Genomic DNA, 13,237 nt, shown 5'->3' with positions numbered 1-13,237 from the left:
ACGAATGCCAGTGTTGTAGGACCTGATTCCTTCAGGTCATGTTGTTTCACGTAAGGTCAGGATGATCATAGCGAGCAAGGCGGCGCCTAAGGTTACAAAAGGCAATCAGTTTGTAAGTGGCCGCTTACAAATCTCTTACACCGAGAAGTGAAAATTGCAATCGGCTCGATTGTGCATGGGCGTTTAAGAATGCATCATATTGGCCAGCGCCAAACTCAGGGGCAGGCACAGGGACGGACACAGGGAAAGTAGGATGGAAAACAAGCAGATACTGGTCGTCGATGACAACCTCGACCTTCGCGAAGCATTGTCAGATTACCTTGGTCGCGCAGGGTTTGAAGTGCTTTGCGCAGAAAACGGCGGCGTGATGTGGCAACTGCTCAACGATCACCATCCTGATTTGATCATCCTCGATATTATGATGCCCGGTGAAGACGGTTTTACCCTGTGCCAGAAACTGCGCAAAAACTCCGATGTTCCGATCATCATGCTGACCGCCGTCACCGAGGAAGCCGACCGAGTCGCAGGGCTAGAAATGGGCGCTGACGACTACATCACCAAATCATTCAGCCCGCGTGAACTGCTCGCGCGCATCAAAACGATTCTGAGACGCAGCCAAACGACCGCCAATAGCAAACTGACGCGTAAAGTGCGTTTTGACGACTGGTTGTTAGATACCGTAACCCGGCAACTGACCCACGTTGCTAGCCGCGAGGTCAAACAACTGAGTGGCGCGGATTTGTCGCTACTTGGTTTATTCGTCAACCACGCACAATCGATCTTGTCGCGCGATGATATTGCGCGCGAGATCTGGGGACGCGATGCCGACCCGTTTGAACGCGGCATTGACGTGCAGATCAGCCGCTTGCGTCATCACCTTGAAGATAAAGACCGCTCGCTGATCCTAACGGTGCGCAACAAAGGCTACATGCTAACCACGGACGTGCATTATGAGAATTAAACGCTGGACGGGATCACTGGTCGTTCGCACCAGTGTGTTCCTGTTGCTGGTGATCATTTTGGCGCAGGTATTATCCGGAATTATCTGGTATCAACACGCCAGCGAACGCGATAAAGAAGGCCTGACCACCACAGTCAAAAGCTTAGCACTGAGTGCTTCTTCTACCATCGCCTTCTTTCAAACCCTCCCTTCGGAATATCGCCACTTGGTGCTCAATCAACTACGCAACATGGGTGGTACGCGCTTTTTCGTCTCACTCAACAATCACCAGATTGACGTCGACCCACTGCCAGAGAGCGAGCGCAAAACGTTGGTCATCAACCAAGTTCGCGAGGTATTAGAAAGCGAGCTGAGCGGCATTCCTAATATCGAGGTGGAGTTCACCCAGCGCGACAAACTCAAAGTGTTCAACAACGAGCTACCTATCGATGAACTGCCACTATTGTGGGCGCATTATTCGCTTTCGTTTGGTGACCTCAATCCACCCATTCTGGTGATGCAGGTCGAAGTCGCGCAGAACGAATGGTTTTACCTCGCGGCGGTGCTACCCGCGCCTTACATCAACCTAGAGACTAACTATTTTGAGCTGCGCCAATGGCTGACGTTATTGTTGTCCGCGCTAATGCTGTTGCTGTGTACCTGGTTTATCGTTCGCAAAGAAATTCAACCCATTCGAGAGCTGGCAAAAGCCGCAACCCTGATGTCGAGCCGATTAGACGTGCCCGAAGTCTCTGAGCGCGGCAGTAACGAACTGAAAGCGGCGGTACGTGCGTTTAACAAGATGAATCGACGCATCGATAGCCACATTAAAGACCGCGAAATGCTGTTCAGCGCCATCTCCCACGATCTGAAAACGCCAATAGCCTGCCTAAAACTACGAGCGGAAATGCTGGATGACGACGCCGACCGAGAACGCTTTATCCGCCTGAGTAACGACCTAGATTTGATGGTCAAAGGCGCATTGCAATGCATTAAAGAGACCGATATCCACGAGGAAATCGAGCCGATCAATTTCACCCAACTGATTCAGCACATTTCCGCCAATATCGCCGATGCGCCGGACACAATTCGCATCCACGGCGAAATCCGCACCCACTTTGCTGGTAAACCGTTAGCAATTAAGCGCTGCATTCAGAATCTGGTCGATAACGCGCTCAAATACGGCCATCAAGCGGACATTACACTGAGTGAAAGCCCAGAGTCGATCCAAATTAAAATTGAAGATCACGGTGACGGTGTTGACGATTTATTACTTGAAAAGCTCTGCCAGCCATACTTCCGCGCTAGCAACGATAAAGAAGGCAGTGGTCTGGGGTTAACCATTTCACAGAGCATTGCAAAGGCTCACGGCGGCAGTTTGTCGCTGAGCCATTCTCAGTTTGGCGGCCTCTGCGCCACGCTGACTTTCCCGAGAGACTGACTATGAACAAACTGGCATTCTTGTTCCCACTGTTGCTCGCCCCTTGCGTCGCTCACGCTGAGTCGCCACAAGGGGTAGAGTTTTTACATTGGTGGACTTCTGACGGCGAACAGCAAGCGCTGCAAACACTTAAAGCTCAGCTACAACGGCACGATATTGAGCTGCTGCAAAGCCCGGTGTTAGGCGGTGGTGGTGACAGCGCGATGACGGTACTGCAAGCTCGCGCGCTGGCGGGCAATCCACCGAGCTTCGCGCAAATCGAAGGGCCAAGTATTAAAGCGTGGGATGCCATCGGTATTTTGCACAACGTCAACGCAGTAGCGGATGAGCAGCGCTGGGACGAGGTGCTCTACCCGCTATCTATCGAAATCAATAAAACACAAAGCGGCTATATCGCCCTGCCACTTACGCTGCACCGTTTGAACTGGCTGTGGGTCAACCACAAGCTGCTTAAACAACTGAATCTTTCCGCGCCGAAAAATTGGCAAGAGATGTTCGACGCAATGGAGCTTGCCAAGCAAAATGGTATCGTACCCATCGCGGTCGGTGAGCAGCCGTGGCAAGTCGCCCAACTTTTCGAGAACTTAGTGATCTCCACTGGCGGTGTTGAGTTCTACACCAATGCGATGGTTAAACTTGAACGAAACAGCATCGACAGCGATACACTGCGCCAAGCGCTGACGCAATTTCGCCGCCTGAGTTTGTTGATTGACAACCAATTACCCGACAGTAAGTGGGATACGGCGACCCAAGCGCTAGCCGACGGTCAGGCGCTGTTTCAAATCGGCGGTGATTGGATTTTGGGTGAGCTGCTCGCCAATCAAGTCTCAGTTCCGCAAGAGGTCGGCTGTTACCCAACGCCTGACAGCGATGGTGTATTCCTCTACAACATGGACAGTTTGGTGTTTATGTCGAGCAAGTCGTTTTCTGCGGAGGCGGCTCAGCAAACCGCAAGCGCGCTGGCAGACGTCGAGTTTCAAGCTAAGTTCAATAAGGTAAAAGGCTCGATTCCGGTACGCACCGATATCGACATCAGCGATTTTAATCCGTGTCAGGTCCAGTCATATCAAGACTTTCACTACGGCGTAAAACACAACCTCGCCGTGCCGAGTATGATTGATTCGATGGCGGTCAATCCGGTTGCTCAGCAAGCGATAAACTCGGAAATATTCCGTTTTTACCGCAATCCTAAGATGGAACCCGACGAGCTGATAAAACGCATTATTGCTATTTCGCAAAGCGGTTAATGGCAATTAATTTGTGCCGAGTGGAATAAAAAAGCCCCAATGATTGGGGCTTGAGTGAAGCGAAGTATGCCGTTTAGAAATAGTGGAAGATCGGCGGTTCATGCATCAAGAAGTTTTGATGGGAGATGTTCCACGCATAGGCGCCTGCTAAGGTAAACACAACATAATCACCAATATCGGCGTGGGCGACGTGTTGATTGCGTGCCAGCACATCTTTGGGCGTACAAAGTTGGCCGACAAAGGTCGCTTGTGCATGCTGAATTGGATGAGAAATCTCATGGTGTTGCTCGCTTTTCAGGATGACAAATGGATGATCATGGCTCTGTGCTGCTGGCGTGCGGAAATGGTGGGTTCCTCCTCGCGCGATGACAAAGTTTTCGCCAAGATTTTGCTTAATATCCAGCACTTCCATCACGTAATAACCACATGCCGCCGTGATGAACCGTCCGCATTCAAAACGCAGTGTCCAATCTTGCACTTGCTCTTTGGCGATCAGGAATTCCAACTTGTCGCAAAACTCCATCCACGGAAAGTGTTGCTCAGGGTTTTGGTAGTTGATGCCCATGCCGCCGCCCAAGTTGATCATCAGCTCACCGAGTTCAAACTCTTGTTGCCACGCTTTCACGACTTGGAAATAGCGCTGCATCAACGCTAAGTGACGTTCAACATCGAGCTGATGCGACATCAAGTGAAAATGGAAGCCTTTGAGTGACACTTGCGGGAAATCGCGCAGCAACATCAAAGCATTACTCAGTTCGGACTCGTCCAAACCAAAAGGAGTCGGCTTGCCGCCCATCGCCAACTTGCTGAGCGTGATGTCGCCGATATCAATGTTCATACGCAAAAAGATCGAAGTCGGGCGGTTGAGGCGCTCGGTTAGTGCTCCAATGCGTTGTAGCTCAGTGAGGCTTTCGACGTGAATCGCATCGACATCAAGTTCAATCGCTTGTTGCAATTCATTTGGCATTTTTCCTGGGCCGCCGAAGATCAATGGCTTATCGAGTTGTTGCTGGTGGAGGTGTGCCAACTCCCCGCCAGATGCCGCTTCAAAACCATCGACATACGGCGCGAGCGTTTTGAGAATTGGGCCAGATGGATTGGCTTTGGCTGCGTAAAATAGCTCGACATTTTTCGGCAAAACGTGACGCAGTTGTTTGATGTGTTCTTCTAAGGCTTTTAGGTCATACAAGTACGCGCACAAGGGTTGATTTTGCTGCTGTGCGAGCGTGTGAACTTGTTGGCTAACGCGTGTCGGTAGGGAGAGTGAATTAGACATGTTGCGCTCCTTTTTCGTATTGCTGCCAAGGTGTGGCGACTTGGGTATAGCCCGACTCTTTATCGGCTTTTTGCATCAAACGTGTGGTGAAATTATTTTTGCTTGGGAAGTGACCGCCATTCAGCAACGCTTCTAGTTCCGGCTGTTTTCCATTCACGGATTGCCAACGCACAATGGCACTTTGCACCGCATTCCACAGCGTTTGCTCTAGTGGCTCATCACCTTCTGCGATGAAGAAAATCGCTTCGCTGATGTTGTTGATAAAGGTGCAGTATCCGATGCGATTCCAGCCTTGTTCGCGACTGTAGTAAACCGATTGTCGCGCGCGTTCAGACAAGTCAGTTAATGTTTCTGCTGGCCAAAACTCCGGCAGTAACTTGGTGCCTTCCAAATCACGAATCCAAACACAACACGGCATCTCTTGCTCAAAGCCAATCAAGGTGTTTTGCAAATGCGGCTCAAACGCGACCCCGTGTTTGAAGTAGTAATTAAACACGCCCGGGATCAGGCAATGCAAATAGCGTTCAAACCACAGTGTCGCGATGTCGGAATAGCGGCCTTGCGTTGTACGCGCTTTGTTTTTAAGGCGTTGAGCAATGCAACTGTTGCCGTTTTTGTCGTAAGCAAATAGAGCGCCGGCGAGGGTTGGTTTTAAGATATCGACTTCGCTCAGCGAGAAATTTTCGCGATACAAAATCCCAAACGATTCGCGCGCTTTGGTGTTGTCGTCCCAATTACGCTCAGCGACGCTTTCTAGATTCAACGTGGTGGCGTAAGGCTCTGTCATCACTTTAAATACGGGGTTGTGCAGCTGTTCGTTTTCTCTAATTGGTTTAAGAATCGACGTGAGCTGCACGGCGCTGTCGAGTTCGTACCACGCGTTTTTTCGCACGCAATTGGTTAATCGTACGTTGATGGAGAATTTCGCAAACCAATCCATATCTGGGTGGTAGAGGGTACGAACTGAAGAGGTCGGCTGCATCTTTTCACCACCTAAACCCAGTGGCGTGATCTTGCCGTGTTCAATGGCACGCTTCACGCTTGGGTTGCTCAAAATGGTGTAGCTTTCCCAAGGATGGCAAGGGTAGAGTGTCTTCCCATTGCTGGTGGTGTGTTGTGGCGCGAGCTGTTGTAGCATGCGCTGCGCAGGGTTAGCTTCTCCGTCGGAACTCAGCACATCAAGTAAGGACGTATCCACTTCAAACCAGTACAGCGGGACTTGCGCGCCGACTTCTGGAGAAAACGCCAAGAGATCATCCATGGTGACGCCCGAACGACTTTTTGGGGTCGGATGGAAAGTATGACCCCAAATCAGAGACTGTTCCGAAGCGATAAATTCGTTGTGATGCGATTTGGGCGCGACGTTGAGAAACTGCTCGGTAACCAGCACGCTATTTTCCAGTTGTTCGATCAGCTCATGGTTAAACGGGATCGCCAATACCTGCTTGAGATAGTTAAGCAAAAGCGTAAGAGTTTGCGTGGCATCCAATTTTGCCCAACCAGATCCCGGCATTTTCGCCCAAGGCAGTTCTGCCAATTTGATTTTGCCCAGTTTGCTCGCGTAGTGAATCGGCAAAACCAGCACGCCATTTTGTTGAGAAAGATGAACGGCTACCCGCTGCTTGGCGGAATAGTTGCGTTTTAACGTTTGGGGTAGCGATGTCGATTGGTAGTGCCATTCCACTTGTTGATTCGGTAGCGCAAATTCACGTAAGTAACAATTAAGAACACCCATTATCGTGTTGAGTTGGGCCTTCTCCCGATTGAGCTGCACATCATGCGCGCGCAACTCGCTAGTCTGAGAGGATTGAGTTTGTAACATGTTGATTTCCAAATTTTGAATGGAGAACCAGCGCGATCAAGGTGATTACGCTGACTATCGCAGAAAGTAGGAAAGGAACCTCAAGTAGCCCCAAGCTAGAAATGAAAGAAGCGCAAAATCCCGCCGCCACGCCACCCCATTTGGACATGGCATCAAAGCGAGAAAATACTTTGCCACTGAGTTTGCGATCCAGATTGCTCGCAAGATGCTGATGCAATCCGTGATAACAACACACCATCGCGATGCCGAAGACAATTCTCGCAGCAATGAGTGCGGTTTCGGACGCAATCAAATGCAAGGCAGAGCTCACGGCAAGCAATGCAAACCCGAGCCACAACGTGCGCAGCGGTTGATGGCGATTCAGCCCATCTGACAACACGTGGATTTTGCCTGCCAGCAACAGATAGACGCCATGCGGCAGTGCGTACAAAAAACCGATCCATGCGTGGTTAGTGATGCCATATTGCTGCACAAACGGCGAGAAATAAGGAAAGGTCACCACCATAGAAAACGCAAACCCGAACTGAGCAAAGAAGATCCAACGAATGGCATGCATTGCGTTTTTCTGCGCAACAGGTTGTTCTTGCTGAGATTCTGAGTTTGGTTTTTCGAGGTTTTGTTCGGCGGGTTTATCCGCAGGCAGTGTTAGCGTGATGCCCATAGCAATTAAAGGCAAAACGCATAACCAAAGGTACGCGTTGAGCGGGTTGGTCTCTGACAAGCTCCAGCCGAGCCCTATGGGCGCAACGATCAGCGCCAAGCGAGCAGATAGTTGGGTTTTATTGAGTGACTTGCCGAGTGTTTTGGCTTCTTTAATTTGACTAGATAAGTAGCTGTTCGAGGCGGCCATGGTGCCACCAAAGGTTCCTTGAACAATAAGACCAAACACAAACATGGCGAGGTTGTCTGCCAAGCCGCACAGCGCAAACCCTGCTGCAAGGCCAAGTTGCGCACGCAAGAGTGAGCGGCGGCGACCGTAGCGATCGGCAAAGTTGCCCCAAAATCGCGCCGCCAACGCAGTACAAAACGTAGGTAGGATAAACAATACCCCTGCCCAGTCCGCATCAATGCTTGCGCCTAACGTTGGCAATACGACGGGTAGAAATAGCGGCATACCTAACGCGGCAAACGCAGCGATAAAGTGGCACAACAACACACTGTAGATGAGTTTGGTCATAATCGTTTAACGTACGCTTTTTTTGATGGCTTCTAAGTAGGCGCGCTGCGCTTCTTCGCTAGAAAGCAGTAAGAAGTTCGGAGCCGACAAACCATAGAATTTATTGATGTCACTCGCGCCGGAGGCTTCTTTCGAGAGCAAACTGCCAGAGCTCAACAAGTACTTGGCGTACAAATCAGGCGCATCTTGCAGTAACTCGCGTGCCAGTTTTGTTTCTAACCCTTCGCCTTCCAATCGGTTGAGTTGCTCAGCAATGCTTTTGGCCACGATGGCGTAAAGCGATGCTGAAGAGGCAATGCCCTTCGCTGCCATAGCTTCTACAATCGCTGCGATATCCAATTGTAATGTGATGGTGGTAAACATCTGACCGAGCGCCAATTCATTGTCGACTTTGATGCGTTGGTCGAGCAGTTCATCGCAATCCACTGGAAGTGTTTCTGCGCCGTGGTTTTGAGCAGCATGCTCTGTTGCAAAGTGGAAGCGCTCTGGCCAAATTCGCGCCGCGTCGTTGTCTTTCATCGCGAGCGTCATTTTGCCCTGTTGATCAAATGCAACGATGGCGTTTTGCTGGTTGGACTCCAATGCGATGCCATAACGAAGCCACAAGGTGAGGTGCACTTGGCATAATAGATCGACGTAATCTTGGAACCACGCCAGCGTATCTTGTTGATAGTAATGTTCTGCCAAATGTTCTAAGAACAAGCGGTCGTCAGGCATTGGGCTTGCTAGTGCTGCAACCGGAACTAACGCCTTGTCTTCGCAATGAGTAAGTGGGTACTCACGTACGATGTACGCGAAGGTTTTATCATCGCCGACGTGTCCACCGTGTTTTTCGTTGCAATGGAACAAGCGACTGTTTAAATCGGCGTCCGTTTGTTCAAGGTGGCTGAGTAGGCGTTCAAACCAGTGGCCGTCATACAGTGTTGAAGGCTTGATTAAGCGAATATTTTTCGTGCCTAGCGATCGCATGATCAGCGGAACCTTGATGTGAATGTGCGGTGCCTCGTTGACGACCACAGTACGAACGGAAAGCGTTGGCGTCACGTCTAGATACGTTAAAGGCGCTTCTATCACACCTTCGGGTAAGGCTTCTAAAGATCGCAGGGTGAGCGGATGTGCAGGGAACAGAACGTGGCTCAGTGCAAAATCAGCAGGAAGCCCAACTTGCTCCATGGTCGGCCAGCAATCAGGTTGTTCGCTGGTTAATGTCACCAGTGATTTTTCAATCGCAATCCAATGCAGAGCAAAGCTTGGTGCAAACTCGGGCGCGTACTTAGCAAGGTCTTCATCGCTCAGACCAAACTTCGCCCGCGCAGTTGGGTAGTACGGGTGGTCAAGGTAAGAAGCGATCTGGTCGGCAAGCAGCAGTTTTTGATGCCAAGAACCAAGCTCGGATATTGGTTGAGAAATGTGGTCGGCGTGGTGACGAAACGCTTGGTCACACAGTGCTTTGTGTTTCTCTGCGCATTCCAGTTCTTGAAGGTACCCCGCCAACAATTCGTGAGAGCTCTCATGCGCCAATGTCGTTAGTAGCGCAATCCACTCTTTGTAATGTTGTTGATGCTCGACTTGGCCATTTTTCTCCACCCACCAACCTTGTGGTGTTTCGTCATTGGCGTGACCGTAGCGCCAGTGCTGCATGTAATACGTTGGCGCAACGGGTAAATACAACGTGAAATCAGAGTTGGCAAATATCAGCCAGACTTGCTCGCCTTGAGGAACAATTCCCCCTTTTGGCGCGTCGCTACTGAACTTGGCTTTCGACAAAATGCCAAACATGTCTTCGCGCAAGCAAGTGTCGATCAATCGTTGCGTTAGATACAAAGCGTTGTCATTCATGCTGCCACCTCACGAGTTGGAGCTAGATCGAAATTGCCAAGCGCGTTCTGCAGCGCTTGGTCGAGGTTTCGTCCTGATGGTGAGACAATCGAAATTCGGGCGAGATAATCCTTATTGGAATAACTCTGTTGGAAGTGTTCTCCAGCGGTTTTTAGTACCTGTTGCTGGGTGATGATATCGTCATCGTGTTGGATGAACGACGTCGAACCTCCGTCAATCACACCACTGTGTTCCGCAACTACGTAGTGCACGTGCGCTGACCCGTGAATTTGGTAATCGCCGTCCAATCTTCGACCCAGATGCAGACCCAAAATCGTGCTAAACCAGCCGAAGTGAGCGAGATTGTTGAGCAAGAATTCGCGGCCATCTCCAATACTGCGGTAGTTAATTTCCACCAGAACCGGGCCATTTTCCGTAATGATAAATTCGCTGTGGCAAACTCCAAATCCAACGCCGAACGCTTTCAGTTGAGCCAAGCAAGCTTCTCGGTGAACAATGCCGTTTGGTCCGTTCCAGTCTGCGGCGGTTTCGATAAAGTAAGGCGGCTCAGAGAGCGACACATCAAAACCGCCCACGGCGATAAGGCGTTCACCATCTCCCAGAGTTTCGAGCGTAACCAAAGGCCCTTGAAGGAATTGCTCCACCAGAATGGCGGCGTTTGGGTGTTTTTGCCAAAACGCATCGCAGTATGCGTCCAGCTCGCTTTGGGAGTCACAGCGCTGCACATCCAAACTCGCCACGCCTTCTTTGGGTTTTGCTACGACAGGGAAGGCCATGCCTAATGCCACATTCGAATGGCGGTGCAGCAAACAGCTTTGTATGTTGGGTAGGGCTTTTTCATTTAACACTTGTCGAGTTAAGTGTTTGTTTTTGGCCTTTAACGTGACAGACCAATCTTTGGATGGGAGGCCAAAAAATTGCGCGCAGATGGCGGTGGAAGTTTGTAAGTGATCACTATTGCTGAAAATAGCGTCTGGCTTTAATTCATGCTCCGTGATGGTTTCGATGAGTTCTAATGGGTTGAAGATATCACATTCTAGAATGGTATCCGGATTAAAGTGACTATCACGACTCGCCAACTCTAAATGGCTGAGCTTATGGTCGGTGATAAGAACGACGTGAAGGTCCATCGCTTTAGCTGCAGGCACGAAGCCGTGAGTGACTGCATCGTTAACGACATGACTTACGATAATCATCGTAGATTTCATGAGCTTTCCTAATTTTCTAACATTTTCTTCTAACGTTGATAAAGTCGCTCACGGTCGTCTTCCAATGTGCCTCTCTCGAGACGGAGGGCAGAAGTTTTAGTGTTTATTGTTATTATATTTGGTTTTTTGTTGTTAGTTGTGTTTTTAGGGTAAATAAATATAGAGCATAAAATTAATATTGCAAATAGAAATAATATTTGTTCTTATTTCCATCCGTTGGCTTTATAACAACTAAACGGAATTATGGAATGAATAAATTATTGACCCTGACCCCCTTGGCGGTCGCGATTGGTTCTTCACTAGTAGCACCAAGCGCAGTGGCTTCAGAAGAGACGAACTCAACCTCATCAGCAACTGAAACGATTCAAGTCTTCGGGCATCAGTACGAAGGTTATGCTGAATACATGCCTCAATCAGGCACCAAAACCGATGTGGAATGGCTTGATGTGCCACAAGCGGTATCCGTAGTAACGAAAACAGAAATGCAAGACCGAGGCGTGGTGCGCTTAGTGGATGCGCTAGATGGGGTAGCCGGGGTCAATAACACCTTGGGCGAAGGCAGCCGCGATCAGTTTATGATCCGTGGTTTTGATTCACTCAACGATATGTACCGTGATGGCTTGCGAGATGACGGTACGTTGCAGTCTTACCGCAGCTTAGCGAACGTTGAACGCGTTGAAATTGTGAAAGGCCCTGCGGGCGCATTGTATGGCCGTGGCTCGGCTGGGGGCATCATCAACTTGGTGACGAAACGCGCTAACGGTGAGAATTTTACTCACGTAAACGGCAGTGTAGGCAGCAACAACCAGTATGTTGGTCAGGTCGACAGTTCAATGGCGTTTACAGATAAGGTCAACGGGCGTATTAACTTGGAATACCGTCAAGCCGACTCGTACGTTGATCATGTTGATTCAAACGATTTCTTCATTGCACCGACCATTCGTGTGTTACCTGCGGATGGTCACACCATTGATATTGACGTGGAATACGCCCATCAAGAACTAGTGCCATATCGTGGTGTGCCATCAAAAAATGGCAAGCCAGTTGATTTGCCAGTAAGCACTTACTTTGGCGGCACAAACGACTATCAAGAGTCAGACAGTCTCCGTATTGCGGTGGATTACGAATGGCGTCTGAATGAACAATGGGTATGGAACAACCGAGCGGCGTTCAACCATATCGAACTTGAGCAAAAAGGCACGCGTCAGGGCAAAGTGACGGGCAATGAAGTGTCTCAAACCGTGAATAACTTTGGCTACGACCCTCGTACTACGACCACTTTGCAATCTGAGTTGGTTTGGGAAACCAGTGACAATCAATTGATGGTGGGTGCAGATTTCAACCAGATCGATATCGACCTAACGTTGGCAAGTGACAAAACGCTTCCTCCGCAAAATATCTACAACCCAGTCATTGGCCCAACGCCCGATCCGGGCTTTAAGCCATTTCGTGACAATACCACCACCACGACAGGTTTGTATGTGCAAGACGTCTATACGTGGGGCGACCTTTCTTTGATCGGTAACGTGCGTTACGACTCGATGGAACTCGAACAACAAAAAGCGGGTTCAGATAAAGAAAAGTTGGATGATGACAAAGTCAGCTACCGTGCTGGTTTGGTATACCGCATCAATTACGACACATCCGTTTACGCCAGTTTAGCGCGTTCTTGGCAGTTACCGTACGCAGGCATCTACATCAATCCAAAGTTGGCGGAATTCTTCCATACCGACTTAAAAGAGGTGGGGGCGAAAGCGTACCTTTTGGATAACGCATTAATGTTGAATGCGGCACTGTTCCAGATTGATCAAGAGCAACCACAAACTAACGTGGACGGCGATGTGATCGACAAAATTGAAGTGCGTCACCAAGGCATTGAATTAGAGGCTCGCGGCCAAATCACCAAACAGTGGGACATCTCTGTTGGTTACAGCTACTTGGACGCAGAAGACAAAGCCACAGGCAAAAAGCCGAACGATGTGTCAGATCACTTGTTCTCCCTTTGGAGCACTTACCAATTGGATGACAACTGGCGTTTAGGCGGTGGTGTGAAATACGTGGGCGACCGTTATGCAGGTAACGACGAAGCCGTCGCACTTGGCGATTACACCACGGTGGATTTGATGGCGGCGTACACCACTGGTCGTCACAAGATCCAAGCGAACGCTTACAACATTTTGGATGAGAAATACATTCTTGGCGCAACAAACGGCACGTCTGGCTTAAACCAGATTGGCTACGGCGCACCAGCTGAGTTCATGCTCAGCTACGGATATCAGTTCTAGGC

9 protein-coding genes are annotated in these 13,237 nt (G+C 49.8%); 4 read left to right on the top strand and 5 right to left on the bottom strand.

Annotation, left to right across the window (positions count from 1 at the left end):
* Positions 1 to 253 precede the first annotated feature (253 nt).
* Genes FKN16_RS12080 through FKN16_RS12070 form a run of 3 tightly spaced genes read left to right on the top strand, consistent with a single transcriptional unit; the run spans position 254 to position 3,628 of the window.
* Entirely contained in the window at positions 254 to 961 is a 708-nt protein-coding gene (locus tag FKN16_RS12080) for a response regulator transcription factor (RefSeq protein ID WP_006740848.1), read from the top strand.
* Positions 951 to 2,381: an ATP-binding protein gene (locus FKN16_RS12075; protein WP_170902787.1), complete on the top strand. Its 1,431-nt coding sequence runs from the start codon at positions 951 to 953 to the stop codon at positions 2,379 to 2,381. The genes FKN16_RS12080 and FKN16_RS12075 overlap by 11 nt, the downstream gene beginning before the upstream one ends.
* Positions 2,382 to 2,383: 2 nt before the next feature.
* Complete coding sequence (locus tag FKN16_RS12070) at positions 2,384 to 3,628, top strand: ABC transporter substrate-binding protein (protein WP_170902786.1); 1,245 nt, start codon at positions 2,384 to 2,386, stop codon at positions 3,626 to 3,628.
* 73 nt (positions 3,629 to 3,701) lie between these two features.
* On the opposite strand, the gene FKN16_RS12065 is transcribed toward FKN16_RS12070, so the two are convergent.
* From FKN16_RS12065 to FKN16_RS12045, 5 genes are read right to left on the bottom strand one after another with little or no spacing between them, the layout of a single operon-like run.
* On the bottom strand, positions 3,702 to 4,904 hold the full coding sequence (locus FKN16_RS12065; protein WP_170902785.1) for a type III PLP-dependent enzyme: 1,203 nt from the start codon (positions 4,902 to 4,904) through the stop codon (positions 3,702 to 3,704).
* Positions 4,897 to 6,726, bottom strand: a complete 1,830-nt coding sequence (locus FKN16_RS12060; protein WP_170902784.1) for an IucA/IucC family protein — start codon at positions 6,724 to 6,726, stop codon at positions 4,897 to 4,899. Before FKN16_RS12060 ends, FKN16_RS12065 begins: the two co-directional genes overlap by 8 nt.
* Positions 6,698 to 7,903, bottom strand: coding sequence for an MFS transporter (locus tag FKN16_RS12055; RefSeq protein ID WP_170902783.1), 1,206 nt, complete (start codon positions 7,901 to 7,903; stop codon positions 6,698 to 6,700). Before FKN16_RS12055 ends, FKN16_RS12060 begins: the two co-directional genes overlap by 29 nt.
* Positions 7,904 to 7,909: 6 nt before the next feature.
* Entirely contained in the window at positions 7,910 to 9,742 is a 1,833-nt protein-coding gene (locus tag FKN16_RS12050; RefSeq protein ID WP_170902782.1) for an IucA/IucC family protein, read from the bottom strand.
* On the bottom strand, positions 9,739 to 10,950 hold the full coding sequence (locus FKN16_RS12045) for a hypothetical protein (protein WP_170902781.1): 1,212 nt from the start codon (positions 10,948 to 10,950) through the stop codon (positions 9,739 to 9,741). Before FKN16_RS12045 ends, FKN16_RS12050 begins: the two co-directional genes overlap by 4 nt.
* A 248-nt stretch (positions 10,951 to 11,198) precedes the next feature.
* On the opposite strand from FKN16_RS12045, the gene FKN16_RS12040 reads away from it, so the two are divergent.
* A complete protein-coding gene (locus FKN16_RS12040) occupies positions 11,199 to 13,235 on the top strand; it encodes a TonB-dependent siderophore receptor (protein WP_170902780.1) in 2,037 nt (678 codons plus the stop codon).
* The last annotated feature ends 2 nt before the right edge of the window (positions 13,236 to 13,237 follow it).

The sequence above is a fragment of the Vibrio sp. 11-4(1) genome (assembly GCF_013048625.1).
GTDB classification, from domain to species: Bacteria; Pseudomonadota; Gammaproteobacteria; order Enterobacterales; family Vibrionaceae; genus Vibrio; species Vibrio diabolicus.
Note: the sequence above shows the minus strand (reverse complement) of the source record. Positions and strands in the feature narration are given on the sequence as shown.

Coding starts and splice junctions, on each gene's coding strand:
- FKN16_RS12080 (WP_006740848.1), top strand. CDS start 254: ATGGAAAACAAGCAGATACTGGTCGTCGATGACAACCTCGACCTTCGC.
- FKN16_RS12075 (WP_170902787.1), top strand. CDS start 951: ATGAGAATTAAACGCTGGACGGGATCACTGGTCGTTCGCACCAGTGTG.
- FKN16_RS12070 (WP_170902786.1), top strand. CDS start 2,384: ATGAACAAACTGGCATTCTTGTTCCCACTGTTGCTCGCCCCTTGCGTC.
- FKN16_RS12065 (WP_170902785.1), bottom strand. CDS start 4,904: ATGTCTAATTCACTCTCCCTACCGACACGCGTTAGCCAACAAGTTCAC.
- FKN16_RS12060 (WP_170902784.1), bottom strand. CDS start 6,726: ATGTTACAAACTCAATCCTCTCAGACTAGCGAGTTGCGCGCGCATGAT.
- FKN16_RS12055 (WP_170902783.1), bottom strand. CDS start 7,903: ATGACCAAACTCATCTACAGTGTGTTGTTGTGCCACTTTATCGCTGCG.
- FKN16_RS12050 (WP_170902782.1), bottom strand. CDS start 9,742: ATGAATGACAACGCTTTGTATCTAACGCAACGATTGATCGACACTTGC.
- FKN16_RS12045 (WP_170902781.1), bottom strand. CDS start 10,950: ATGAAATCTACGATGATTATCGTAAGTCATGTCGTTAACGATGCAGTC.
- FKN16_RS12040 (WP_170902780.1), top strand. CDS start 11,199: ATGAATAAATTATTGACCCTGACCCCCTTGGCGGTCGCGATTGGTTCT.